The organism is Bacillus sp. FJAT-50079, assembly GCF_018343515.1.
Taxonomy (GTDB): domain Bacteria; phylum Bacillota; class Bacilli; order Bacillales; family Bacillaceae_C; genus Lederbergia.
The window spans coordinates 322457-347526 of sequence record NZ_JAGYPD010000002.1 but is presented as its reverse complement, the minus strand read 5'-3'; the positions used below and the strand labels follow the sequence as shown (position 1 = coordinate 347526).

At 38.5% G+C, this 25070-nt stretch carries 21 protein-coding genes; all 21 read left to right on the top strand.

Going from position 1 to position 25070, the window contains the following annotated elements; all coding sequences use genetic code 11:
• Nucleotides 1-9: 9 nt before the first annotated feature.
• Nucleotides 10-939: a carbohydrate ABC transporter permease gene (locus KHA95_RS05655; protein WP_481748413.1), complete on the top strand. Its 930-nt coding sequence runs from the start codon at nucleotides 10-12 to the stop codon at nucleotides 937-939.
• Nucleotides 929-1765: a carbohydrate ABC transporter permease gene (locus KHA95_RS05650; RefSeq protein ID WP_481748412.1), complete on the top strand. Its 837-nt coding sequence runs from the start codon at nucleotides 929-931 to the stop codon at nucleotides 1763-1765. The genes KHA95_RS05655 and KHA95_RS05650 overlap by 11 nt, the downstream gene beginning before the upstream one ends.
• Before the next feature lie 25 nt (nucleotides 1766-1790).
• Nucleotides 1791-3131, top strand: a complete 1341-nt coding sequence (locus tag KHA95_RS05645) for an FAD-dependent oxidoreductase (RefSeq protein ID WP_213136509.1) — start codon at nucleotides 1791-1793, stop codon at nucleotides 3129-3131.
• A 35-nt stretch (nucleotides 3132-3166) separates the two neighbouring features.
• Nucleotides 3167-4816 carry a DUF4127 family protein gene (locus KHA95_RS05640; protein WP_213136508.1) on the top strand — a complete coding sequence of 550 codons (1650 nt, stop codon included), beginning with the start codon at nucleotides 3167-3169 and terminating at the stop codon, nucleotides 4814-4816.
• Between the two features lie 59 nt (nucleotides 4817-4875).
• The gene (locus KHA95_RS05635; RefSeq protein WP_213136507.1) at nucleotides 4876-5604 is read left to right on the top strand and encodes an SIS domain-containing protein; all 729 of its coding nucleotides are present in this window, start codon (nucleotides 4876-4878) and stop codon (nucleotides 5602-5604) included.
• 423 nt (nucleotides 5605-6027) lie between these two features.
• Nucleotides 6028-7038, top strand: a complete 1011-nt coding sequence (locus tag KHA95_RS05630; protein WP_249316665.1) for a LacI family DNA-binding transcriptional regulator — start codon at nucleotides 6028-6030, stop codon at nucleotides 7036-7038.
• A gap of 67 nt (nucleotides 7039-7105) precedes the next feature.
• Nucleotides 7106-8308 (top strand): CaiB/BaiF CoA transferase family protein, encoded by a 1203-nt coding sequence (locus KHA95_RS05625; RefSeq protein ID WP_213136505.1) that lies wholly within the window; start codon nucleotides 7106-7108, stop codon nucleotides 8306-8308.
• Nucleotides 8301-9065, top strand: a complete 765-nt coding sequence (locus tag KHA95_RS05620; protein WP_213136504.1) for an enoyl-CoA hydratase/isomerase family protein — start codon at nucleotides 8301-8303, stop codon at nucleotides 9063-9065. Before KHA95_RS05625 ends, KHA95_RS05620 begins: the two co-directional genes overlap by 8 nt.
• A gap of 79 nt (nucleotides 9066-9144) precedes the next feature.
• Nucleotides 9145-10278 (top strand): iron-containing alcohol dehydrogenase, encoded by a 1134-nt coding sequence (locus KHA95_RS05615; protein WP_213136503.1) that lies wholly within the window; start codon nucleotides 9145-9147, stop codon nucleotides 10276-10278.
• A 68-nt stretch (nucleotides 10279-10346) separates the two neighbouring features.
• Nucleotides 10347-11816: an aldehyde dehydrogenase family protein gene (locus tag KHA95_RS05610; RefSeq protein ID WP_213136502.1), complete on the top strand. Its 1470-nt coding sequence runs from the start codon at nucleotides 10347-10349 to the stop codon at nucleotides 11814-11816.
• Nucleotides 11817-12015: 199 nt separating this feature from the next.
• Complete coding sequence (locus KHA95_RS05605) at nucleotides 12016-13176, top strand: glycoside hydrolase family 88 protein (RefSeq protein WP_213136501.1); 1161 nt, start codon at nucleotides 12016-12018, stop codon at nucleotides 13174-13176.
• A gap of 39 nt (nucleotides 13177-13215) precedes the next feature.
• Nucleotides 13216-14226 carry a zinc-dependent alcohol dehydrogenase gene (locus tag KHA95_RS05600; protein WP_213136500.1) on the top strand — a complete coding sequence of 337 codons (1011 nt, stop codon included), beginning with the start codon at nucleotides 13216-13218 and terminating at the stop codon, nucleotides 14224-14226.
• 81 nt (nucleotides 14227-14307) lie between these two features.
• Nucleotides 14308-15789: a sugar ABC transporter ATP-binding protein gene (locus KHA95_RS05595; protein WP_213136499.1), complete on the top strand. Its 1482-nt coding sequence runs from the start codon at nucleotides 14308-14310 to the stop codon at nucleotides 15787-15789.
• A 51-nt stretch (nucleotides 15790-15840) separates the two neighbouring features.
• Nucleotides 15841-16848, top strand: coding sequence for an ABC transporter permease (locus tag KHA95_RS05590; RefSeq protein WP_249316606.1), 1008 nt, complete (start codon nucleotides 15841-15843; stop codon nucleotides 16846-16848).
• A gap of 35 nt (nucleotides 16849-16883) precedes the next feature.
• Nucleotides 16884-17852 (top strand): substrate-binding domain-containing protein, encoded by a 969-nt coding sequence (locus tag KHA95_RS05585; RefSeq protein WP_213136498.1) that lies wholly within the window; start codon nucleotides 16884-16886, stop codon nucleotides 17850-17852.
• Between the two features lie 333 nt (nucleotides 17853-18185).
• Complete coding sequence (locus KHA95_RS05580) at nucleotides 18186-18821, top strand: DUF1349 domain-containing protein (protein WP_213136497.1); 636 nt, start codon at nucleotides 18186-18188, stop codon at nucleotides 18819-18821.
• 16 nt (nucleotides 18822-18837) lie between these two features.
• Nucleotides 18838-19305 (top strand): restriction endonuclease, encoded by a 468-nt coding sequence (locus KHA95_RS05575; protein ID WP_213136496.1) that lies wholly within the window; start codon nucleotides 18838-18840, stop codon nucleotides 19303-19305.
• Nucleotides 19306-19530: 225 nt separating this feature from the next.
• Nucleotides 19531-21063, top strand: a complete 1533-nt coding sequence (gene miaB, locus KHA95_RS05570) for a tRNA (N6-isopentenyl adenosine(37)-C2)-methylthiotransferase MiaB (RefSeq protein ID WP_213136495.1) — start codon at nucleotides 19531-19533, stop codon at nucleotides 21061-21063.
• Nucleotides 21064-21492 (top strand): YlbF/YmcA family competence regulator, encoded by a 429-nt coding sequence (locus KHA95_RS05565; RefSeq protein WP_213136494.1) that lies wholly within the window; start codon nucleotides 21064-21066, stop codon nucleotides 21490-21492.
• 212 nt (nucleotides 21493-21704) lie between these two features.
• Complete coding sequence (locus KHA95_RS05560; protein WP_213136493.1) at nucleotides 21705-22253, top strand: outer spore coat protein CotE; 549 nt, start codon at nucleotides 21705-21707, stop codon at nucleotides 22251-22253.
• Between the two features lie 220 nt (nucleotides 22254-22473).
• The gene (gene mutS, locus KHA95_RS05555) at nucleotides 22474-25050 is read left to right on the top strand and encodes a DNA mismatch repair protein MutS (RefSeq protein ID WP_213136492.1); all 2577 of its coding nucleotides are present in this window, start codon (nucleotides 22474-22476) and stop codon (nucleotides 25048-25050) included.
• Nucleotides 25051-25070: the final 20 nt, after the last annotated feature.

The following is a 25070-nucleotide window of genomic DNA, read 5'->3' as shown; positions in this document are numbered from 1 at the left end:
GTACTAATTTTGGATACGAATGTAAAGACAGACAGACCTCTAGCAGCGCTGAAAAAAAGACGGAAATTTGTAGGCAGTGAAGCCTTTTACGGGTATCTTTTTGTTAGTCCGATGATGGGTGGCTTTTTGCTCGTCATGTTATTTCCGTTAGTGTATTCGATTTATATGAGTTTAACAGACTGGCAGTTGCTAGGTGACCCGAATTTTATTGGAACGGCCAATTATCAGCAAATGGTTAATGATCCAGAGTTTTTCATCGTCTTGAAAAATACATTTCTTTTTTCAGCGGGGCTTGTTCCGATTAATATCATTCTTGCTTTATGGCTTGCTATGTTATTACAGCGTAATTTACCAGGAATGGGGATATTTCGTACAGCGATTTTCATTCCTGTTATGACCTCGATTGTCGTTTGGTCGATTATTTGGAAATATATGTTTGGAACAGATGAGGGATTCATTAATCAAGTGCTTGGAGTATTCGGGATTGAGGGGCCAGCTTGGCTATACAATCCTAACCTTGCTATGGGGGCAGTGATTTTTGTTAGTGCGATTAAAAACGTTGGATTAAATATGGTTTTGTTTTTAGCCGCATTGCAACAAGTCGATAAAAATCTTTATGAGGCATCTTATTTGGATGGGGCAAATAAATGGAATCGTTTTCGGCATATTACATTACCAATGATTACACCGACAATTTTTCTAACAATCATATTAACAGTGATTGGGTCGATGAAGGTATTTGGACAAATATACGTCATGACAAACGGCGGGCCAGGAAATCACACGAAAGTACTCGTCTACTATATTTGGGAAAGTGCATTTAAGCTCTATGAGTTTGGATATGCCTCGGCAGTTGCAATTGTCCTCTTTATTATTATTTTATTTTTCACTTTGATTCAGTGGTGGGGCAGAAAAAGGTGGGTGTTTCATGAACAATAAGATGAAGAATGGTCTTATTTCACGTATTTCTTTTTATGGTGTTTTGACGACGATTTCTCTCGTAATGATCGTACCATTCTTATGGATGATCAATACATCCTTCAAGGATTCAACAAAAATCTTTAGTTTTCAGTTCATTCCTAGTCCTTTTCGCTGGGAAAATTATATCGATGTGCTAACGTCCACTCCATTTCATCTCTTTTATTTTAATAGCTTATATATCGCAGCTTTAGTCACAGTTGGGACGATCTTTTTAGGATCGCTCGCTGGCTATGCGTTTGCGAGATTGAAATTTCGTGGCAGTTCGATTATGTTTCTCTGCTTATTAAGTACGATGATGATTCCAGTTGAAGTGATTACGATCCCGTTATTTTTATTTATGAGGGATTTAGGATTAATTAATACGCATGTTCCGTTAATTGCGATTCCGATTTTGGGACCAGCGGGCGTTTTCGGCGTTTTTGTGATGAGACAGTTTTTCCTGGTTGTGCCTAAAGAATTGGAGGAAGCGGCGAAATTAGATGGCTGCTCGTATATTCGAATCTATTGGAATATTATGCTCCCTTTGGCTAAACCAGCGATTGCAACGTTAACGATCTTTACCTTTTTAACGAGCTGGAATGAATTTTATGAGCCGCTCATTTACATTAATTCCAAGGAGCTTATGACTTTGCCCGTAGCATTGGCCTTGTTTACGGATGAAGTGGGAACGAGATGGGAGTTATTAATGAGTGCCTCAGTAATGGCTACGGTACCATTGCTAATCGTATTTTTCTTTGCTCAAAAGCAATTTATCGAAGGGATTGCAATGACTGGCAGCAAGTAAATCTTTGGAAAGGGACGTGTTTATTTTGAAAAGAGAATTAACTTATGATGTGGTCGTTGTCGGAGGAGGACCGGCAGGCATTAATGCAGCGATTGCTGCAGCTAGGGCTGGTGTGAAGACGTTGCTCGTTGAGCGCTATGGATTTTTAGGAGGAATGTCCACCGCCGCTCTTGTCTATCCATGGATGACCTTCCATACAAACAGCGGAAATCAGGTAATTAAAGGGATTGCCCAAGAAATTGTTGAGCGATTAATGACGGTTGATGGTTCTCCAGGGCATTTGCGTGATACGGTTGGATTCACATACTCCGTTACGCCCTATCATCCTGAAAAATATAAGCTTGTCGCTCTTGATATGTTGGAAGAAGCCGGAGCCGATGTATTAGTTCATAGTTTTGTCGATCAAGTGGAAGTAGAAGAAAATAAGATTTGCTCCATTCATTTAACAACGAAATCTGGTGCGATTCGTGTATTTGGAAAGCAATTTGTTGATACATCAGGTGATGCCGATGTAGCGTATTTATCTGGTGCGCCATGTTTGCAAGGGCGTGACAGTGATCAGCAAACACAGCCAATGACAATGAAATTTAGAATGCGAGGGGTAGATTTACAAAAAATAAAGGAAGAAATGAAAGCAAATCCCGATAATTTTTATCGAAAAACACCAATCGATGAATTGGATGAAATCCCATTGACAGGAGTTCAGGGATTTTATAAAGAATGGAACGAAGCGGGCATTCCGATTAATCGCGATCAAGTATTATTTTTTGCAGGGCCTGAAGATGACGAGGTATTAGTCAATTGCACGAGAGTCCAAGGTTTAGACGGAACGAATGTGTTCGATCTTTCAAAGGGGGAGAAGGAAGGCAGAAAACAGATGTTTATGATTGCAGAATTTCTCCAAGCGAACATTCCAGGCTTCGAAAAAGCTTCAATCTCCGCTGCAGGAGCACAAATTGGCATTCGGGAAACACGGAGAATCAACGGGGAATATGCATTGACATTAGAAGACGCCGTTTACGGAAAAAAGTACGACGATACGATTGCGTTAAGCGGCTATCCAATTGATATTCACGACCCAACCGGAAAAGGTGTGCAAGCGAATGATATTGAGGGGGATGGAAGCTATGGCATTCCTTATCGCTGCCTCGTACCGAAAGTCATTGACAATTTGCTCATGGGGGGGAGATGTATCTCGACCACCCACGAAGCGCTCGCTACCACTCGTCTGACACCAAGCTGTATGGCTACCGGGCAAGCAGCTGGCACCGCGGCGGCACTGGCGATTCAAGATCAAGTGACACCTAGACAGCTAGATGTCACCAAGCTGCAAAAGCAATTAGTAGAAAGTGGCGTTGTGTTATAAGTCTATCGTAATCAGATCGATGAGGGGGATGTGGAATGAAACGATGGAGAAAGTATGTAATCGTAAGCTTAACGCTCCTTTTATTTTATAGTTCGGCCGGAATGGCAGGGGCGACCCCGATAAAGAAACCATTGGCTACGGTCCTCATGGTTCCTTTGGATGATCGACCAGCGAATCTTTATTTTCCTCAGCAAGTTGGGAAAGCTGCGGCAATTGAGGTCGTAACCCCACCAAATGAAATGATCGGACATTTTACCGAGCCTGGTAATGGAGAAAAGATTAGTCAATGGCTTTTAGACAATGGAAAAAAAGCGGATGCCTTTATCATTTCAACGAGCATGCTTGCCTATGGAGGGTTAGTTGCCTCGCGTACGGGTACGAAGTCACTAGAGGATGCGACTGCTGATATTCAAGTCATTAAGAAATTGAAGGAGAAGTATCCACATAAACCAGTATACGTATACGATACGATTCAACGATTAGCTGTGACAGCGATTAATGATGAATATGTAAAATACTATTCGCAAATTAGTGAATGGGCGATTTTATATGATCAAGTTGTGAATTTAAGTATGCCTGGAAAGGAAAGATTGGAAGAATTAGAATCAATCATCCCGGCTTCGGTCTTGGAGGATTATAAAAAGGCCAGAGCTAGAAATCATACGATCAATAAGCAAATGATCGATTGGGTTGACAAAGGGTATATTGATTATTTGATATTATCCCAAGATGATGCCGCACCTTATGGACTTCATCGAGCAGAGAGGGAATTACTCATTGAAAAAGTGAACGAACAAGGAGTAGAGGAGAAAGTAGCCGTTTTTCCGGGAGCGGATGAAGTGGATGTTGTCCTCGTCTCGCGATATGTGAATCGTTTGTTTGGCACCTCTCCGTCTTTTCATATTGAATATGGAGGGATAGATGGTAAAGACTGGATTGCACCATATGAGGATACGACATTTGATTATAATGTGAGGAAACATATCATCGCAGCTGGTGGTGGAATTGCTGAGAGTGAACAACATGCCGATATTCATCTTTTGCTCAATACACCTTCCGCACGTGCAGAGGACAGAGAAGCAGATATTGAACATTTAGTGAAGAGAACAGAGGAGCTCATCGAAGCGGGGAAACAAGTAGCGATCGGAGATGTGCTGATCGTCAACAAAGCAGATGAAGCGCTCGTCCTCGAACTTGCTGAGAGAGTCGATTTAACAAAATTGCTTTCATATAGTGGTTGGAATACTGCTGGAAATGCACTTGGTATCACAGTCGGTCATGCCGCTTCCCGATCCGCATTTACGAAGCAGAAATCTGGCTTCGGTGTACCTGTATACGAACAAGCAGCAAAGGCACATTACGAGTTTTTACTTCATCGTTTTGCGAAAGATCAAGGCTATAAAAATATCGTCCATCCAGCCGCCAGAAACTTCATAACGAGCATTGGCGCAAGTGAGTGGGATCTAGGTAATCATTATGAGCAAGTCAATGCCTTTGTCGATGAGCAATTAACAAATGAAACAGAAAAATGGTATGAATATTTTGATGGAAAGAAGGTATATATTGGTTCACGGGGAAATAAGGATTTCTATCAGACGATCACATCCTTAAAAGATGTATACGTTAAACTTCCATGGCCAAGAATTTTTGAAGCCGAGTTGGAACCGGAACTGGAGTTGAAGTAATGGAATGAAGGCTGGAATCCCCAGCCTTTTTCCGATGAATGAGTAAGGAGGTTGAAAGAATGATTCATTCTTATTTTAATAGAATTGAAGAACGATTAAAGACGGTATTAAAACACGAACAAGCAACGATGAAAAAAGCAGCTATGGCCATTACTCAATCAATTACAAACGGTGGGATCGTTCAGTTATTTGGGAGCGGGCACTCTCATATGCTGGCGGAGGAAGTGTTTTATCGGGCAGGCGGACTTGTACCGATAAAGCCAATTCTTTACGAACCGCTCATGCTTCACGAGGGAGCGATGCTCTCCTCTGAATTGGAGCGAAAGAATGATTACGCAGCATCATTTATGGATGAACAGGACATCCAAAAGAATGATGTTATGATTGTCATTTCAACATCTGGACGTAACTCGGTACCGATCGATGTAGCGAAAATCGCAAAGGAAAAAGGCGCCTTTGTGATAGGAATGACTTCCATCGCATACGCAAATAGCCAACCTTCACGTCACCCATCAGGAAGGTGCTTGCATGAAGTTGTCGACCTTGTGATAGACAATCATGCAAACATTGGCGATGCTTGCTTGTCACATGAAAAAGTAGTTGGATCGTTCTCTCCTACATCGACGGTCATTGGTGCAACGATTATCAATGCCGTGATGGCAGAAGTCATTGTCCAATTAGCAGAAAGTGGGGTAAACCCTCCGATCTTCATAAGTGCGAATCTTGAAGGGAAAGATGAACATAATCAAACTTTGATGGAGAAGCATAGTGGAAGAATTGAATGGTAAATGATTTTATTAGAGTGAGTATACGAAGTTAATTTGTCTTTCAAAAAAGTAAGTCCTACTATCGATAGTGAGGGATAGAGTTGAAGGCACTTGGAACTATTAGAATATCTAAAATGTTGGTCATTCTATCCCCACTAAACTACATACTTCTCAAAATGAGAATAAGCTATTCTTAAATATGAGGAAAATAAGTTTTACAAAAAATAAAAAATATGTTGCCTTTTTCAGAAGATTATATTATCATCCTAATTAACGCATCTAAACGATTAAATATTATACATTCTTAAACGACCTTAACATCTAAGATAATGTAAGTTTATTAATAAAAATGATAAAAAATACTAATGAAACAGCTGGAAATGCATTTTTTAAAGATAAATATCTAAACGATTAGATAAGAGGGAGGTGACAAAATTGACGACTATGAAGGATATCGCGAAAAAAGCTGGTGTTTCCGTAGCGACCGTATCATATGTGTTAAATAATACAAGATACGTTAGTCCTGAAAAAAAGGAAAGCGTTTTACGCGCGGTGAAAGAACTTAATTATGTTCCTAATGCGGCTGCTCGGGGGTTGAGATCAAAAACGAGTAGAACTTTAGGGTTGATACTATCGGATATTACCAATCCATTTTATCCAGATTTATCTAAAGGGAGTGAAGATGCAACAAGAGAAGCCGGATATTCCTTGATTATTGTTAATACGAATGAGCAAGAGGAAAAAATGCATAATGCATCGTCTCTCATTCGCGAAGGAAAAGTGGATGGACTCATTGTTGCGAGTGCATTAAAACATGACAAATTATTATTAGAGCAATTACAAAAAGAAGGGCATCACATCGTGCTTGCTCACAGATCAATTGCGGGATTGCAGATGGATACCGTTGCGACAGATAATATGAATGGAGCCTACGATGCTTCACGTTATCTCCTATCATTAGGTCATCATAAAATTGCCATGTTTACAGGTATAGATGAGTCGATCGTAAATACGGAACGTAAAAATGGGTTTTTAAAAGCTTTAAATGAGTATGGGGTTGAACCAATTCTATTTAATACACGAAGCAATTATGAACTTGCGTATAATATGGCTTCCGAATTTATAAAACTGCCTAAAAATGAGAGGCCAACGGCAATCTTTGCCATTAATGATGTTGTGGCGTTCGGTATATTAGACGCCCTTCAAAACAATGGATTAAAGGTTCCAGATGATCTGGCTATAATTGGTTACGATGACATATTTATTCCAGGAACAAGAGCTATACAATTATCAAGTGTTCGTGTTCCAAGATATGAAATTGGATACCAAGCTGCCAAAATTTTAATCGATAGAATAGAAGGTAAAAAGTCACCTAGTCCAATCGAAGTCATTTTGCCAACTCAATTAGTGATTAGAAAAACATGTGGGTCAATGTTAATGAGAAATTCCGATTAGATTTCATCTTAGTATGTTCAGGTCGGATATCTAATCGTTTAAATGAATATAAAAGGAGATAGGAAAAATGCTAAAAGGAATAAAGGTTCTAAATTTTACACACTTTTTGCAAGGTCCTTCCTCGGTTCAAATGTTAGCTGATCTTGGCGCGGATGTTATTAAAATTGAGCAAACGAAAGGTGCTTATGAACGGTATTGGTCTGGATTAGACGCATATAAGAATGGAGTTAGTGTATTCTTTCTTTTGGCAAACCGGAATCAAAAGAGTTTGGCACTTGACCTACGCTCAGAAGAGGGGAAAGAAATTATCTATCAACTCGTTAAAGAGGCTGATATTGTTGTAGAAAACTACCGCCCAGGAGCAATGGAGCGATTGGGATTGGGATACGAGCATTTAAAGGAATTGAATCCAAAGATTATCTATTGCTCATGTTCAGGTTATGGTTCGACGGGACCATATTATAAGCGTCCAGGTCAAGATTTGCTTTTACAATCTATGAGTGGACTAATGTCACTATCTGGTAGGAAAAATGACCCGCCTACTCCTGTGGGGACAGCGGTGGTTGACCAACACGGCGCAGTTCTTGCAGCGTTTGGAGTTGTAACCGCTCTATTTAATAGGGAAAGAACAGGAGAAGGTATGAAGGTTGAGAGCAATTTGTTAAACGCAGCATTGGATTTGCAAATTGAGTCGTTGGCCTATCACTTAAATAAAGGTGAGTTATGGGAAAGAAGTAATTCCGGTTTAGCTACTCGGTTTCACCAAGCTCCATATGGTGTTTATCAAACGAGAGATGGCTATATTACCGTCTCAAATACTCCAGTCGAAAAGTTATCACAAATATTGCACTCGGAGGAATTAGCGAAGTTTACCTCTGCTGATCAAATGAGTAAGCGTGATCAAATAGACGGAGTATTCAGTTCTATTATGAAGGAAAGAAGTACAGACGAATGGATCGAATTTTTTGTGGAGAATGATATATGGTTTGCGCCGGTTAATGACTATCATGCGGTTATTAATGACGAACAAGTAAAACATAATGAAATGATTATCACCCTTGAGCATCCAATAGCCGGAGAAGTTAGGTTAGTAAACCATCCAGTTAAATATAATGGTAAAGCTCCAGAACATCGTCTACATCCACCGTTATTAGGTGAATACTCACGTGAAATTTTGCAATATTTAGGTTACTCAGATATAGAAATAGATAGGTTAATAGAAAGGGAAATTACTGTATCGAATGAAAGGGAGGCAAAATCTATTGGTTAGACTTGAGAAACTTGCAAATAGGGTCGGTATTTTATACATAGATAATCCACCTTTAAATGTATTGACCTTGAAAATGACTCAAGAAATTATTTCCTTAATGAGTGAACTTGAATACGATAATGATGTTCGTGTTTTAATTATTACTGGCGAAGGAGAAAAAGCATTTTGTGCGGGAGCCGATATTAATGAGTTTATGGAAGTACGGGATCAAGTAGTTGAAAAGAAGCTAAAAGAAGAAAACAAAGCAATGTTAAGTATAGAAAGGTTCTCGAAACCGGTAATTGCTGCTTTAAATGGCTATGCACTTGGAGGAGGATGTGAAATCAGTTTAGCTTGTGATATTCGCATCGCGGCAGAAAATGCAGAAATAGGTTTGCCTGAAATTAAATTAGGTGCTTTCCCGGGGAGTGGTGGAATTTATCGAACACCACGAATGATTGGGATGTCTAAGGCTTTAGAGTTAATGTATAGCGGTGATCCGATAACGGCAGAAGAAGCGTATCGAATAGGTCTCGTAAATTACATTACTAAAAGAGGAAAATCTCTAGAATTAGCGAAAGAACTTGCCGGAAAGTGGGCGAAAAGGCCAAAGCATAGTTTAACAGTGATTAAAAGGGCTGTTCGGAGCTCATTGGAAATATCCCAAGAAGAAGCCATTCAAGAAACATTAGAACTAAGTGAAAAAATATTTAAGACGGAAGATCTTCAAGAAGGTGTGAGGGCATTTCTTGAAAAGAGAGAACCAAAATTCCAATAAGTTTTTTCATCATTACAAAAAACAAACACAATTCAATTTTATGATAAATAGCAAGCGATTACAAAGAGGAGGAAACATCATGAAATATCAATTACCTGTAAAAGTGAAAATGGGAGAAACAGTTATTGAAATAATTGGCCGAGATGTAAAAGAATACGGAAAAAAAGCCTTGATTGTAACAGATAAAGGAATTGTTAATAATGGCTTAGTTGAACCAATTATTGATTCATTAACAGAATATGGTGTCCAATTTATTATTTTTGATGAAGTCGTTAGCAACCCGACTGTAAAAAATGTAGAAGATGCAACGAATGTCTTTATTAGTAATGAATGTGATGTATTAGTTGCGGTAGGTGGAGGAAGCCCGATTGATACTGCTAAAGCAGTTGGCGTAATTGCTACAAATGGTGGGAAAATTACGGATTATGACGGATTCGATAAATTCGAAAAAGATCCTATCCCACAATTTAACGTTCCGACAACGGTTGGAACTGGAAGTGAAGTATCAATGGGGGCTGTTATTTCAGATCCAGAAAATAAATCAAAATTAGTTGTGGCCTCGGAACGATTATATGCGATTGCTTCATATCTGGATAAGCGAATGGTAGCTAATTTACCAGGACCTATCTGTGCGGCGACTGGGATTGATGCATTGACCCACGCTATCGAAGGATACGTTTCAAAAAATGCGAATCCCTTTACTGATGGATTGAATTTACAGGCAATTCGATTGATTCAGAAACACTTGAGAGGAGCGACGGCAGGCAATCCAGATGATTTATACCAATCATTAATCGCTGCAAGTATTGCCGGTGCTGGATTCCATATTGCCGGCTTAGGATTAGTTCATGCGATTGCAAACACAGTTGGAGGACATTTCCCAGTCCATCACGGAGTGGCAAATTCCATTATTTTACCCCATGTAATGAAATTTAATTTAATAGCAAACTTCAGTAAATTTGCTGACATCGCACAAGCACTTGGCGTCAATACAAATGATCTAACAGAAAGAGAAGCTGCTTTGCAGGCTGTTGTTGAAGTAGAAAATCTGATGAGTGATGTTGGAGTTCCGACGCGTTTGCGTGATGTAGGGGTTAAAGAGGAAGCGATTCCTACTATCGCAGAAGAAGCACTCCATGCCATTGATCGCCCAACGAATCCAAGAAAAAATACGGTAAAAGAAATCGAAGAAATTACTCGTAGTGCATTCTAAATTTAATAATAAGTGAAGCGTATTCACATTCAAAGCTAACAAATTCTAGAGAAATTAAGGAGATTAGTATGGGTAAAAACATTCGAGCTTATAAGCATTTAATCAACGGTGAGTGGGTTGGCAGTCAACATATAATTGAAAGAATGAGTCCAGCTACTGGACAAGCAGTCGCTACATTTGCCAATGGAACAAACAATGAACTAGAAATGGCAATTGACAGTGCAAGGGCAGCATTTGATGATGGATTATGGCCAAAAATGTCTGGGAATAAAAGAAGTCAATATTTAAGAAGATGGGCAGATAAAATTAGTGAGAACAAAGAGCAATTAATACAGATAGAGGTAGAAGAAACAGGAAAAGCAATTAAGTATGCTCGCGGTGATATAGAAGGTTCCATTGGTTTAATTGAATATGCAGCAAGTCTTGCACAGACCGTACATGGAAAATCATTTTCTAATTTTGGAGATGAGTATACCGGCTTAACTTTACGCGAACCTGTTGGAGTTGTTGGTTTAATTGTACCTTGGAACTTCCCAGCACTTATATTTTGTCAGAAAGTGCCGTTTGCACTTGCTGCGGGTTGTACGGTTGTCGTTAAACCTTCCGAGTTTACTTCAGGTACAGCCCTTGAAATGAGTAAATTGGCAGAAGAAGTAGGGATTCCTAAAGGGGTTATAAATGTAGTAACTGGATATGGCGATCCAGTTGGATCAGGTCTTGTAACAAGTGAAAAGGTGGATAGAGTGTCCTTTACGGGTTCGACAAGAACAGGAAAAAGCGTTATTCGTAATTCTGCTGAAACGATTAAACCTGTTGCTGTTGAATTGGGCGGGAAATCAGCTATTACTGTCTTCGCGGATGCAGACATAGATGATGCCGTCGATGGAGTTGTGTTCGGTATCAATTTCAACCAAGGTGAGGTCTGTGTTTCAACCTCTAGATTAATTATAGAAGAAAGTATTGCAGACGAATTTTTGCAAAAATTAGTGACTAAAGTGAAAAACTTAAAAGTCGGAAACCCATTTAGTGAAGAAACGGACTTAGGTTCACTCATTCATCAGGAGCATCTTAACAAGGTACTAGAATATATTCAGTTTGGACAAGAGGACGGAGCTACATTGTTAACAGGAGGAAAGCAAATTAAAGTTGATGGGTCTTCTTGCTATATTGAACCAACAATATTTGATCACGTCCAAGAAAATCATCGTATTTTTCAAGAGGAAATTTTTGGTCCAGTATTAAGCGTAATCAGATTTAACGGTGTGGAAGATGCAATTAGAAAGGTGAATAATACCGTCTATGGTCTTGCTAACTCCATTTGGACGAAAAATATTAACCAGGCACTAACGATGTCTAAAGCGATTAAGAGTGGTACGGTCTGGGTCAATACAATCATCGACGGCCCCGCCCAATTGCCATTGGGAGGATATAAAGCGAGTGGATTCGGAAAAGAAATGGGCGAAGAAGGAATGGAGGAATTTACCCAAATAAAATCAATTAATATTTTTACAGGAAAGCGTAATCACTATTTTATGTAAAACATATTGTTCTGTTGATTATACAGATTTCTAGTAGAAATAGCATTATTGTGGAAGTCACTAGGCTATTGGAAAACCAGTGTACTCAGGGAATTAAAGTAGCCTAGGCCGGACGCCAAAGATGCAGATGCGGACAATGAATCAAGCGAAAAAACAAAAATAGAGAGATCATAGATGATAATGGAGGGAATATATCGAAATGCAATTAAAAAAACAAAATCAAAGTACGATTACTAAAGAGGAATGGTATGAAATTTTAGAAAAAGGCATGGCCAAAGTAGCGAAAATGGAAGAAAAATTAACCGCCTTTCCCCATACTACAAAAAATGGAGAATGGCTAGTTCATGAGAACGGACATTGGACAGGAGGCTTTTGGGTTGGGCTTCTTTGGATAGAGGCGATTTTAAACGGGGACAAGGATTTTACATCTAATACAGCATTGGCGTGGGCAAAGAAATTCTCCGCTCGTATAAATGACAATAAAACCCATGATCAAGGATTTATATTTGGGCCAAGTTGTGTGCTAGGATTTCACTTAACCAATGATAAAGAACTATTCTCATTAGCGCAGGCAGGTGCTAATAATATGAAAGATTTATATGAAGAACGTTCAGGATTTATATTAGCATGGGATGAGCCGGGATATGAAGGAGTATCCATTGTCGATACAATTATGAACTTGCCATTAATGTTTTGGATTGCAAGTAAAAGCAATGATCCGGAGTTTCATAGAATCGCAGAAGATGTAGCAAAAAGCATTATACAACATCATATTCGTGAAGATTCCTCTGTATATCATGCTGTACGTTGGGACACAACGGATTTCAATGTAGTTGATAGATATACACACCAAGGTTTTTCAAAAGAAACTTGCTGGTCAAGAGGTCAGGCATGGGCAGCTTATGGATTTGCCAATCTATATAGGTACACAAAGGAGCCTAGATACTTAGAAATGTCCATGAATGTAGCCGAGTATTTTTGGAACCATCTAGATGATGAAACGAATCTGCCAAGATGGGATTTTATCTTTAAAAACAAAGAGGAAGAACCATATGACGCTTCTGCTGGATCGATCGCTGCTTCTGGAATGTTACTATTATCTGATCTATTGAAGCGGGATAATAAAAACGGCTTAGCTCAAATGTGGAAAGAAAGGGCGGAATTAATCTTAAATGGCCTCGTAAAGCACTGTATGTATAGTGATATTGAAAAGTATGGGATTGTTGAAAAGGCAACCGTTGATAAACCAAGAAACTCCGGAATTAATGAATCAACGATGTATGGTGATTATTATTTTATCGAAGCGATTTTCCGACTAATCAATGAAGATAATAAGGTATTGTTAGATCTTCTATATTAATTCTTAGTAAATCGATTACTATAAAGGGATTGATCTAAATTGAAAGCTATTTACTATGAGGGAGATAAAAAGTTAAGAATAGGAGAATGTGTACCTGTTTCTCCACAACAAAATGAAGTACAAATTCAGGTAGCATATAGTGGGGTATGTGGGACCGATTTACATATTTATCTAGGTCATATGGATAAAAGAGTAACTTTGCCACAAATAATGGGACATGAAATGTCCGGTTATGTAACCGCTATCGGCGAGGGTGTTACAAATGTAAAAGTTGGAGATAAAGTAACGGTAAGACCATTAAGACCATGCATGGATTGTCCAGCTTGTATTGGAGGGCATACACATATATGTCATAACTTGAAGTTTTTGGGTATTGAGACTTCGGGAGCATTCCAGCGATTTTGGACCGTTCCTGAATATGCCGTTCATCTTCTTCCAGAGGGATTATCTTTAGAGCATGGGGCATTGATCGAACCACTAGCGGTAGCTTGCCATGATGTTAGAAGAGGAGAAGTAAAAAAGGGTGACTTTATTGTTGTAATCGGGGGAGGGCCAATTGGAACGTTAATAGCATTAGTGGCTAAACAAGCAGGAGCGCAAGTAGTCGTTTCAGAGATTAATCAATTTAGGATAAAACTTTTAACAGAACTAGGAATAAACGTCATTCATCCATTAGAAGAATTGGAAAAATACGTGATTGATAAAACGAATGGTGCAGGTGCTGATGTCGTTTTTGAGGTTACCTCCACTATAAAAGGTGCGGAAACAATGACAAAGCTCCCACGTACAAGGGGGAAAATTGTAGTTGTTGGTATTTTTAGCGAACCTGTAAAAGTCGATCTTCATCGCTTTTTTTGGAGAGAATTAGAATTATTAGGGGCAAGGGTCTACGAAAGTGAAGACTTTGAACATGCTATAAGGCTAACTGACTCAGCTCAATTGCCTTTGGATAAGTTAATCACTATTTTGCCAGTTGAAAAAGCGGAAGATGCCTTTAAGCAAATGGTATCTGGAGGAAAGGTAATGAAGATCTTATTGGATCTCAGGTAGGTTTTAATTGTCGATTATAAAAGAAATTTTAGTAATTGCTTTTTGACAATTTTACTTATAACTGATTAAAGGAGGAGAATTATGGATTATATCCTTGAAATGGTGGAAATAAACAAATCCTTCCCCGGAGTAAAGGCGTTACAAAATGTTTCCCTTAACGTGAAACGTGGGGAAATTCTTGGCCTAATAGGTGAGAATGGTGCAGGGAAGTCCACATTAATGAAAATTTTATCTGGTGCCTATGATAAGGATTGTGGAATCATTAAAATTGATGGTCTCGAGATTAAAGAAGTAACTCCGAAGAAAATGATTGATCTTGGGATAGCCGTAATATATCAAGAAATGATTCTTTCACCTAATCTATCCGTTGCTGAAAATATATTTTTAGGAAGGCTTCCTAAAACAAAGATAGGAAAAATTAATTGGGAAAAATTAAATAACGATGCCATTCAGGTATTAGCGAAACTAGGATTGGAGCTTGACCCCAGTATTAAGATTAAAGACCTAAGTGTCGCCGATAGGCAGATGATTGAAATATCGAAAGCGCTATCAAGGGATGCGAAGATTATCGTACTTGATGAGCCAACGGCTGTATTAGGCGATGCTGAAGTGAAAAAGTTGTTTAATGTAGTAAGAAAATTATCCGAAGAGGGGATTTCTTTTATCTATATCTCCCACCGATTAGTAGAATTATTCGAATTAACCTCTAGGGTAACTGTTTTAAAGGATGGTCAGCATGTAGGTACCAAAAATATCGAAGATTTATCAATTGACCGATTAGTAACAATGATGGTGGGAAGAGAAGTAAGTGATATTTATCCAAAAAGAAATCAGCAATTTGGTGAAATAGCAATTGAAGTGAACAAGCTTACTCGCAAAGGTATTTTAACAGATATTAGTTTAACTGTACGGAAAGGTGAAATTTTAGGTATTGCCGGTTTAGCAGGATCGGGTCGTACAGAAATACTAAGAGCAATATTTGGTGCGGATTCTATTGATAGTGGCGAAATTAAAATGAATGGAAAAATAGTGAAAATAAAATCTCCAAGAGAAGCAATCAAACTCGGTTTAGGATTTTTAACAGAGGAAAGGAAAGTAAGCGGATTATTTTTACATCAGCCCGGATATTTTAATGTATCGGTTTCAAGTTTATCAAAAGTAAAGAAGTTTTCCTTTATTAATCCTAAGTTAGAAAAGAAAATAACATCTGATTGGGCTAAAGAGATGGATGTCCGACCACCAAATGTAAAAACACATATTGGAAACTTTAGTGGGGGCAACCAGCAAAAGTTTATGTTTGCACGATGGCTTTTTTCTGGATCAAATATTTTATTAGTAGATGAACCGACGAGGGGGGTCGATGTTGGAGCTAAAAAGGAAATATATCGAATTTTAGCTGAATTGGCGGAAAAAGGTGTAGCCATCGTCATGGTCTCTTCCGAACTTCCTGAGATTTTGGGAATGAGTGACAAAATATTAATTATGAAAGAGGGAATGGTTGCTGGGGAAATGGAGGGGCAACATGCAACAGAAGAGAAAATTATGGCTTTAGCTGCGAATTGAATAATATTTCCCGTATTTAAAAACTAAGAAGGGATAGGCGGTTGAACGACTATGAATAATAGAAATATTGCAGAATCTTTAATGAAAACTGATCGCTCTATTAGTTCAAAAAAGAGTTTCAAATTATTAAATAAAAATATAATTCAACAATCCCGGTTATTTTGGGTCTTACTACTTTTTATTATCATTGCATCAATAGTTTCACCAAATTTCACACAAGTTGATAACATCATCAATATATTAAGACAAGTTTCTATTGTAGGTATAATTGCAGTTGGAATGACCTTTGTTATTCTTACTGGAGGAATTGATTTATCAGTAGGTTCGATTGTAGCGGTAGTGGCAGTTGTGAGTGCCCAGCTTTTAGCAGCCGGTATTCCCATCTTTTTAGTGCTAATTCTTGGTGCTTTATTAGGTGCTTTAATAGGTGGGATAAACGGATTAGGTGTAGCGAAATGGAATATTCCTCCATTTATTATGACGTTAGGAATTATGGTCGCAGCAACTGGATTTGCATTAACACTTGCAAATGGACAGCCAATCAGCCTAGGTAAAGCAGCGACATCTTTTTATTGGCTAGGTGGAGGAAGCTTTCTTGGATTACCAGTTCCAGTTTGGATATTTATTCTTGTAGTTTTTAGTTCCATCATTGTCTTAAAATATACTTCATTTGGTAGAAATGTTTATGCAGTTGGTGATAATAAGGAAGCAGCACGCTTATCTGGTATAAATGTTAAATTAACTGAATTCTCAGTCTATTCAATCTGTGGGTTTTTATCTTCCATTACGGCTCTAATCCTTATATCTCGATTAACAGTCGGAGAACCAACAGCTGGAACAGGTTATGAATTAGACGCAATTGCTATGGTTGTTATCGGTGGAACAAGTTTAGCAGGCGGGCAGGGCGGAGTGATAGGTACGGTATTTGGTGCCGCCATTATTGCTCTAATATCTAATATTTTAAATTTAATGGGGGTTAATCCATTTACTCAACAAATTGTTAAAGGGGCTATTATTGTCTTAGCAGTATATCTGGAAACTCGTAGAAGGAAATTATAATTCTAGTAATAAATTTTAAAAAGGTGGGGGATTTTATGATGAAAAAAATGTTTGCTTTATTAATATCTATGCTTCTACTCTTGGTAGTCGTAGGCTGTTCATCTGGTACAGATGAGAAAGCTTCTGGTGCTACTAAAGGAAAAGAAGGATATACGATTGGATTTTCGCAAGGGACAATGAATCATCCTTATCGTGTGGCGATGGTGGAAGGGAATGAACAATATTTTAAAGAAAATAATCCGGATGTAAAAGTGGTAGTTACAGATGGAGAAAACCAATCTAGTAAGCAAGTAACTGATGTAGAGTCTTTATTAGCCCAAAATATAGATGCATTAATTCTTAGTCCACTTACTGAGGATGCACTTACACCAGTAGCTAAAGTTGCTATGGACAAAGGTATTCCAGTTATTACGCTTGATCGAAAAGTAAACACTCCGGTTACTCTTCATATTGGTGCGAATAATAAACAAATGGGTGTGGATGCAGGCAAGTATCTCACTGAAATATTGAGTGGGAAAGGTAATATTATTGAAATTCAGGGAACGGCAGGAGCTTCTGCAACAGAAGAAAGACATAGTGGTTTTGAGGAGGCAATCGCAGGTACAGAATTAAACGTGATCTCCACTCAGTACGCTGACTATCTTCGAGAGCCTGCAATGAGTTATATGGAAGATATGTTACAGCGTTTCCCCAAAGGTGAAATTCAAGCGGTTTATGCACATAATGACGAGATGGCTTTGGGGGCTGCTAAAGCAATTGCGGCGGCTGGACGTGCGGATGAAATTAAAATTATTGGTATGGATGGGATGAATATTGCAATTGAAGCGGTAAAAAATGGAGAATTAGCTGCTACATTTATTTACCCAACTACGGCGCCAGAAGCAGCACAATACGCTTATAAGATCGTGACTGGCAATACGGAAGGTTTGGAATCCGAAGTTATTTTGGAAGCACAACGAGTAGATCCAACAAATGTAGATGAATTTATCGATAAAGGGATTTAATAAACAATGAGAGCTTGAAAGTATAATTTCTTTCAAGCTCTAACTTTGTACCACGTCAATTTTGACTGTATGTGTTTGGATAAGAAATAATTGCTTAATGACGCTGGGAGTTCACAGTTACCCCATCCAATAAATAAGAATGAAACCATTTTAGGTTTGGAATATCCATTATTATTCTGGCTTGGGGGGAGAGCCAGAATAAATCCTGAGGAGATAATGTGATATTTGCTTCTGGATAGATTGTTACAAAAAATGCTCTAGTCAATTTAATTGAAAGTGCAAGCCTGCAACTAGTAGAATTATAAAATTCATAATAAGCAAAGGTGATAACTTATGAACGAAAGCATTATTTTGATAGAAGAATTTAATAATAATGAATTAAATAGTCAATTACGATGGTTTTCCCCGCCTAAAGAGTGGGAACTTGATCGTCAGGAATCAAAGTTAATTTTTCAAGCTGAAAAGGGAACGGATTTTTGGCAAAAAACTCATTATGACTTTCAAGTCGATAATGGACACTTTTTATTCTATGAAATGAGAGGTGACTTTAGATTAACAACTAAAGTAAAATCCAAACCAGTAAATTTATATGACCAGGCTGGCTTAATGGTACGATTGTCGAGTGATACTTGGTTAAAGACATCTGTTGAATATCTAAATGATAGTGATAGCAGATTAGGCGCAGTTGTAACAAATCAAGGTTATTCCGATTGGTCTTGTCAGAAATTTTCAGGAAAACAAGATTTTCTTTATTATAGAATAACAAAAAAAGAAAATACATTTTACGCTGAAAGCTCCCTAGATGGGTTTTCATGGAATCTAATGAGAATGGCCTGCCTTTTTGAAAAAAAGGAAATAATTCAGGTCGGTATCTATGCTTGCAGTCCCCAAGGAGAAGGATATAAACCTGAGTTTCACTTTATTAAAATAGAGACCATTGATAAGGATACCGAAGTATTTTTAAAATAAATTTCATCTTGAGTTAATGAATGAGCAGCTTAGTGCAAGTGACGAGTTAAAAAAGACGTTGGCAATGGGTATATATTTTCGGTTCAAGAAGGAAGATGAAGAGGCGGAATACTCCTCTGCTTTCATTAAAGAAGATCCGCCGTTTTTTAAAAACTTTATAGATGATGTTATTGAACGGGTTAGAGGAGGAGTCACGTGGGGGTTACCACCAAATGGAGATTTTGAAGTTGGTTTTGAAGATAATACGAAAGAAGGCAAATTTTTAGGCCGAGTGAAATGCCATAAAGAAGATTTGGCCATTGACCCAATTGCTTTGATCCATTCGAATATAGTGAAGAGGAATGCGATTGGTGGCTACGTTGTTACAACGAGTTTATTTACTCCAGCGACAAGTAAATATGAAGAAGGGTTGAACGTGGAATTAATTGATGGAGTAACGCTTGTTGAATTATGGTTGGAAGGACTCCAAGAACAGCAAGATTAAATCGTGAAGTCGATTCCTGAATGGACATGAAGCGTTCGCTTGATTTGAAAATGGACCTGTCAAAATTATATTGACAGGTCTTTTCGAACTTTATGCAACAAAACGGATGATCAGTTGTATTCAAAATTGAAAGACGATATAATTATGTTTTGTATAGATATAATTTTGGACAAATTGAGCATTTTGATATGATCGATTTTGTTTTTAGAAAGAAAGGGGATTTTCATGAACGAGAAACAGCGTTTAGAAAGTCAACAAATTACAAGCACAACTTCAAAACCAGAAAAAGATTATAGTAAATATTTTCAAACCGTTTACACTCCACCTTCTTTAAAAGATGCGAAAAGACGAGGAAAAGAAGAAGTCAAGTTTAAAGATTTCCAAATTCCAGAAGAGTTTTTAAATATGGGGGAAGGCCGGAATTTTTACATTCAAACGTATGGCTGTCAAATGAACGAACATGATACAGAAGTCATGGCGGGAATATTCATGGAACTGGGCTACAAGCCGACTGATTCCGTGGAAACTGCAGATGTTATTCTATTAAATACATGTGCGATTCGTGAAAACGCTGAAAATCGGGTATTTGGTGAATTAGGCCATTTAAAGCCGCTTAAGCTTGAGCGCCCTGATCTTTTAATTGGTGTATGTGGCTGTATGTCCCAAGAAGAATCGGTCGTCAATCGAATTTTAGAAAAGCATCAGTTTGTCGATATGATCTTTGGTACACATAATATTCATCGACTTCCGCAAATTTTAACGGAAGCATATATGTCGAAAGAAATGGTCGTTGAAGTGTGGTCAAAAGAGGGAGATGTCATTGAAAATCTTCCAAAAGTTCGCCGCGGCAATATTAAAGCATGGGTGAACATTATGTATGGGTGTGATAAGTTTTGTACGTACTGCATCGTCCCTTATACACGCGGGAAAGAGCGAAGCAGACGTCCGGAAGATATCATCCAAGAAGTACGTCATCTTGCTGCTCAAGGCTATAAAGAGGTCACATTACTCGGCCAGAACGTTAACGCTTATGGAAAAGACTTTGAAGATATGGATTATCGCCTAGGTGACTTAATGGATGATTTAAGAAAGATCGATATTGCGAGAATTCGCTTTACGACGAGTCATCCGCGTGATTTTGACGATCATCTTATTGAAGTGCTTGCTAAAAAAGGCAATCTTGTTGAGCATATTCATTTACCTGTTCAATCAGGTTCAAGTGATATTTTAAAAATCATGGCACGTAAATATACGAGAGAGCAATATCTTGAGCTTGTGCGTAAAATTAAGGCGGCGATTCCGGATGTTGTGTTAACGACAGATATTATTGTTGGTTTCCCGAATGAAACAGATGAGCAATTTGAAGAAACGATGTCATTATACCGTGAAGTCGGCTTTGATATTGCGTATACATTCATTTATTCACCAAGGGATGGCACGCCAGCTGCAAAAATGAAGGATAATATTCCGATGGAAGTGAAGAAGGAACGTTTACAGCGCTTAAATACACTTGTGAACGATATGTCACGTGAGGCGATGAGCAAGTACGAAGGAAAAGTAGTTGAAGTACTTGTAGAAGGCGAAAGTAAAAATAACCCAGATGTCCTCTCTGGATACACACGTGAAAATAAATTAGTGAACTTTGTTGGACCTAAACATGTAATTGGTCAATTAGTCCAAGTGAAAATTACCGGTTCAAAAACATGGACATTAGATGGGGAAATGGTTGAAATAGAAGAAACAACTGAGGTGGTATAAATGGGGAAATATACAAAAGATGATATTGTTGAAAAAGCTCGCGAGCTTGCAAAGATGATTGCAGAAACGGAAGAAGTCGATTTCTTCAAGCGTGCAGAAGCACAAATTAATGAAAATCAAAAAGTAAGAGAAATGATTGCAAGCATTAAAAGTTTGCAAAAACAAGCAGTCAATTTCCAACATTACGATAAAGAACGTGCATTAAATTTAGTGGAAGCGAAAATTGAAAACTTAGAGAAGGAATTAGACGAGATTCCAATCGTCCAAGAATTTAAGCAATCTCAAGTGGACGTCAATGACTTGCTTCAATTAGTCACTTCAGCGATTTCCAATAAAGTAACCGATGAAATTATCCAATCAACAGGCGGCGATATGCTTTCTGGCGAAACTGGCTCGAAGATTAAAAACAGCCCAACAAGCTGCGTATAATTACATTATAGAAAGCTAACTCAAGTTAAAAAATGAGTTAGCTTTTTTGATGTTTAGAAATGAAAAAAGTTTAGCCTATTAATAACTGCATAATGATGTTAGCTGAGTTCCAGGCGCCTAGCGCTTTTTTTATTTGTTCTTTTTCCGAGTGGCACACTAGTCTAGGTGAATGCATAGGATACAGAGAAAATGAATGAGGAGGGTTCGCTCGAATGGCAGAATATAGAGAGATTATTACGAAAGCGGTCGTGGCTAAGGGGCGTAAATTTACGCAATCTAATCATGCGATCACCCCACAGTTCCAACCTTCGAGCATTTTAGGCTGCTGGATTATCAATCATAAATACGAGGCGCGAAAAGTAGGCAAAACTGTCGAAGTTAGTGGTTCGTTTGATATTAATGTTTGGTTTTCCCATCATGATAATTCTAAAACATCTGTGGCCACTGAAAGAATTGAATATAAAGATGTAATCAAACTAAAATATCAGGATCCAGATTGTTTAGATGACAAACAAGTCGCAACAAGGGTTCTTCAACAGCCTAATTGTGTCGAAGCGATTATTTCCAAAAAAGGTAATAAAATTCTCGTAAGCACAGAGCGTGAATTTATTGTTGAAGTGATTGGCGAAACGAAAGTATGTGTCGCCATTCATGAAGGCAAATGCACATGTGATGACGATGAAGAGTTTGGCGACGAACTTGACGATCGTGAGTTTGAGGAAATTAACCCTGATTTCCTTGTCGCTCATGAAAAAGATTAAACCCTGGGAAGCAACTGCTTCCCATTTTTTGTTTGGTTTAAGCTAACGAACTTATGATATAATCGGGTTACAGTTTTTAGAATGTTTAGCGCAAGTGCCAAACTAATCGAGTTCACAACTCACATTACTCTGTGTGTCTTGGCACTAGAGACCCATATATTGTACTTGTTGGGGCTGAACAAGGTGCTTGCGCTTTTCTTATCGGAAAGGAAAGTTACATATGCAACAGTATACGCCAATGATCCAACAATATTTACGTGTAAAGGCAGAGTATCAAGATGCCTTTTTATTTTTTCGTCTCGGTGATTTTTACGAATTGTTTTTTGAAGATGCATTAAAAGCTTCTAAGGAGCTTGAAATTACACTTACAAGCAGACAAGGCGGCACAGAGGAACGAATTCCGATGTGTGGCGTTCCCCACCATTCTGCAGCAAACTATATTGAACAATTGATTCAAAAAGGTTATAAAGTAGCGATTTGTGAACAAACGGAAGATCCGGCAAGTGCAAAAGGAGTCGTCCGTCGAGAAGTCGTTCAATTAATTACCCCGGGGACCGTGATGGAGGGGAAAGGGCTGCAAGAGAAGGAAAATAATTATATTGCGGCGATTACGATCGATGAAACGAATCAATTTGCGATTGCCTACACCGATCTATCGACAGGGGAAAGTAAAGCGACGCTTTTAGCTGGAACGGAAGACGTATTATTAAATGAACTGTCAATTATTGGAGCAAAGGAGATTATTGTTGATCCTAAGCTATCTTCAGCGGTTATAAAAATGATCGAAGAACGTTGCCGTGCAGTGATCTCTTATGAAGAAAGCACGGAAAGCCATTCACAATTTCCAGATGTGCTAAATGATATTAAAGAGGAATTTTTACAAACGGCTGTTCAACGCTTGCTTCACTATTTATTGAAAACGCAAAAACGAAGCTTGGACCATTTACAGCCATTTTCGTTGTACGAAATCAATCAATATATGAAAATTGATTTCTACTCGAAACGAAATCTTGAATTGACCGAGCCGATCCGCGGCAAAGGCAATAAAGGAACATTGATTTGGTTACTTGATGAGACATCGACGGCAATGGGTGGAAGGATGTTGAAACAATGGATCGACCGGCCGCTTATTCAGCAATCGATGATCGAAAGGCGTCATCAAATTGTGAAAACGATGATCGACCATTATTTTGAACGCCATGAACTCCGTGAATTACTAAAAGAAGTGTATGATCTTGAAAGGCTTGCGGGCCGAGTCGCATTTGGAAATGCAAATGCGAGGGACTTTATTCAATTAAAAAAATCACTCCTACAACTACCCGCGATTCGCCAGACGGTTTTACAGCTCGGCGATCAACAAGCCGCAACACTAGCCAATCAATTAGATCCTTGTGAACAGCTAACCGATTTACTAGAACGCGCAATTATGGACAATCCTCCGATTACGGTGAAAGAAGGAGGAATCATTAAAGATGGCTTTGACTCTGATTTAGATACATTCCGAGACGCGAGCCGAAACGGGAAAAGCTGGATAGCAGAATTAGAACGTGAAGAGCGTGAAAAAACAGGGATTAAATCGCTAAAGGTCGGCTACAACCGAGTGTTTGGCTACTATATTGAAGTAACAAGGGCGAATGTTCACCTTCTCGAAGAAGGTCGCTATGAACGTAAGCAAACATTAACGAATGCGGAACGATATATTACTCCAGAATTAAAAGAAAAAGAGTCACTTATTCTTCAAGCGGATGAGAAGTCGATCGAACTGGAATATGAATTATTTATTCAAATAAGAGAATCAGTAAAAGAGTATATCCCGCGCCTGCAAAAAGCAGCGAAAATCATTAGTGAGCTTGATGTATACCAAAGCTTTGCGACCGTTAGTGAAACAAGACATTATTCACGCCCAAATTTCAATTCAACAAGAGAACTGAATGTAGAGAATGGCAGACACCCTGTCGTTGAAAAAGTAATGGGTTCCCAAGAATATGTACCGAATGATTGTTATATGGACGACACGAAAGAAATGATGCTCATTACAGGACCGAATATGTCGGGAAAAAGTACGTATATGAGACAAATCGCTTTAACAGCAATTATGGCGCAAATTGGCTGCTTCGTACCCGCCTCTAAAGCCAATTTACCGATTTTTGATCAAGTGTTTACAAGAATTGGTGCTGCCGATGATTTAATCTCTGGTCAAAGTACATTTATGGTGGAAATGCTTGAAGCAAAAAATGCGATCACATACGCGACAAAAAACAGTCTCATTTTATTCGATGAAATTGGTCGCGGAACATCGACGTATGATGGAATGGCATTAGCCCAAGCAATCATTGAATACATTCACGATCGGATTGGTGCTAAAACATTGTTTTCAACTCATTATCATGAATTAACAGCATTAGAAAAAGAACTCGATCAGTTAATCAATATCCATGTAAGTGCGATTGAACAAAATGGTAAGCTCGTTTTTCTTCATAAAATTAAAAACGGACCTGCCGATAAAAGTTATGGGATCCATGTTGCCGAGCTGGCTGAACTTCCAACAGAATTAATTGAACGTGCAACGGTTATTTTAGAGGCGCTAGAAACGGAAAATGCTAAAAAGTCGGTCAAAGTAACTAGTCATCCAAGCACAGAGCAACTTGCTTTCTTCGCCGAAGCACCTGTGAAAAAAACAGAAAATAGTAAGGCGGATAAAATTGCAGCTGAGTTATTGGATTTAAACATCCTTGATATGAATCCACTTCAGGCGATGAACGTCTTATACGAATTACAAACCAAATTAAGAAAGTAATGATGCGTAGAGGGGGACGG

Excerpts from the sequence above, each read along its gene's own strand:
- KHA95_RS05650 (WP_481748412.1), top strand. The coding sequence starts at position 929 with ATGAACAATAAGATGAAGAATGGTCTTATTTCACGTATTTCTTTTTAT.
- KHA95_RS05640 (WP_213136508.1), top strand. The coding sequence starts at position 3,167 with ATGAAACGATGGAGAAAGTATGTAATCGTAAGCTTAACGCTCCTTTTA.
- KHA95_RS05635 (WP_213136507.1), top strand. The coding sequence starts at position 4,876 with ATGATTCATTCTTATTTTAATAGAATTGAAGAACGATTAAAGACGGTA.
- KHA95_RS05630 (WP_249316665.1), top strand. The coding sequence starts at position 6,028 with ATGAAGGATATCGCGAAAAAAGCTGGTGTTTCCGTAGCGACCGTATCA.
- KHA95_RS05625 (WP_213136505.1), top strand. The coding sequence starts at position 7,106 with ATGCTAAAAGGAATAAAGGTTCTAAATTTTACACACTTTTTGCAAGGT.
- KHA95_RS05615 (WP_213136503.1), top strand. The coding sequence starts at position 9,145 with ATGAAATATCAATTACCTGTAAAAGTGAAAATGGGAGAAACAGTTATT.
- KHA95_RS05610 (WP_213136502.1), top strand. The coding sequence starts at position 10,347 with ATGGGTAAAAACATTCGAGCTTATAAGCATTTAATCAACGGTGAGTGG.
- KHA95_RS05605 (WP_213136501.1), top strand. The coding sequence starts at position 12,016 with ATGCAATTAAAAAAACAAAATCAAAGTACGATTACTAAAGAGGAATGG.
- KHA95_RS05595 (WP_213136499.1), top strand. The coding sequence starts at position 14,308 with ATGGATTATATCCTTGAAATGGTGGAAATAAACAAATCCTTCCCCGGA.
- KHA95_RS05590 (WP_249316606.1), top strand. The coding sequence starts at position 15,841 with ATGAATAATAGAAATATTGCAGAATCTTTAATGAAAACTGATCGCTCT.
- KHA95_RS05585 (WP_213136498.1), top strand. The coding sequence starts at position 16,884 with ATGATGAAAAAAATGTTTGCTTTATTAATATCTATGCTTCTACTCTTG.
- KHA95_RS05580 (WP_213136497.1), top strand. The coding sequence starts at position 18,186 with ATGAACGAAAGCATTATTTTGATAGAAGAATTTAATAATAATGAATTA.
- KHA95_RS05575 (WP_213136496.1), top strand. The coding sequence starts at position 18,838 with ATGAATGAGCAGCTTAGTGCAAGTGACGAGTTAAAAAAGACGTTGGCA.
- miaB (WP_213136495.1), top strand. The coding sequence starts at position 19,531 with ATGAACGAGAAACAGCGTTTAGAAAGTCAACAAATTACAAGCACAACT.
- KHA95_RS05565 (WP_213136494.1), top strand. The coding sequence starts at position 21,064 with ATGGGGAAATATACAAAAGATGATATTGTTGAAAAAGCTCGCGAGCTT.
- KHA95_RS05560 (WP_213136493.1), top strand. The coding sequence starts at position 21,705 with ATGGCAGAATATAGAGAGATTATTACGAAAGCGGTCGTGGCTAAGGGG.
- mutS (WP_213136492.1), top strand. The coding sequence starts at position 22,474 with ATGCAACAGTATACGCCAATGATCCAACAATATTTACGTGTAAAGGCA.